General features: G+C 36.1%; 1 protein-coding gene. It reads left to right on the forward strand.

All coding sequences use genetic code 11. The features are described from left to right. Positions 1-14 precede the first annotated feature (14 nt). On the forward strand, positions 15-1268 hold the full coding sequence (locus AC4AGG_RS16440; protein WP_489773106.1) for a CinA family nicotinamide mononucleotide deamidase-related protein: 1254 nt from the start codon (positions 15-17) through the stop codon (positions 1266-1268). Positions 1269-1282: the final 14 nt, after the last annotated feature.

Genomic DNA, 1282 nt, shown 5'->3' on the forward strand with positions numbered 1-1282 from the left:
AAATAAATTACTTGATGAACGCCACATTAATCACTATTGGTGACGAAATCCTATCAGGAAGTACGGTTGATACCAATTCTAATTTTATTGCTTCGCAACTTAAAAACATCGGAATCAAAGTCGTCCAAATTTTTACGATTTCAGATGAAATAGAAACTATTAAAAAAATGCTAAAATCAGCTTTTGAAAATTCAGATTTGGTGATTACAACAGGTGGTCTTGGTCCGACCAAGGATGATAAAACCAAAAAAGCCTTTGCCGAATTTTATAATGATACCTTGGTTTTGGATGAAGAAACTTTTCTTCATCTCAAAAATATTTTAATAGCGAGGAAACGAGAGCATCTTTTAGAGATTAATACACCTCAAGCGGAAATTCCATCTCGAGCTAAAGTATTTCAGAATCATAATGGGACTGCGCCAAGCTTGATGTTAGAAGAAAATGGTAAAATTGCCATATGTCTTCCAGGCGTACCTTATGAGGTGAAACCTCTGATAAAAGGTCAAATTATTCCTTTTTTGAAAGAGAGATTTAATCAAGATTATATCATTTCACGAGTGATTTCGGTGGTCAATATTCCAGAGAGTCTTTTGGCTGAAACTATTGAGGATTGGGAACTGAATTTACCCAAAAATATTTCGCTTTCTTATCTTCCGATTGCCAATCGAGTTAAGCTAAAACTGACCGCTTATGGACAAAAAGAATCCCAGTTGAATCTGCAATTGGATGAAGAAATTACGAAGCTTCGACCGCTGATAGAAGGACACATTATTTCTGAAAAAGGAGATCGGATTGAAGAGATTTTGCGTGATATTTTAATGGAAAGAAATATGACCATCTCTACCGCCGAAAGTTGTACTGGTGGAGAATTGGCACATCTGATAACGACGGTTTCTGGTAGCTCACAATATTTTTTAGGGGGAATTGTAGCGTATGATTATCATAAAAAGATAGAGATTCTTGGTGTATCGGAGCAAACGATTAACGAAAAAACGGTCGTTTCGGAAGGGGTAGCGCAAGAGATGAGCAAGGGCTGTCAAAGCCTTTTTAAGACAGATATTTCAGTGTCAACCACGGGAGTTGCTGGACCTAACTCAGATCAATTTAATAATGAAGTAGGGAAGGTGTATTATTCGATTCGGGTTGGTGATTTTGAAAAGACGTTTTACCTTTATTTGCCGCACTTAGAACGTGTTGATTTTATGAATTTTGTTGCGATGAAAGTCGTTCAGGATTTAATCAGTATTTTGATTCAGCCTCAAATTTAATTTTATGAAACTAA

It is taken from the genome of Chryseobacterium sp. CG10_8 (assembly GCF_058117085.1).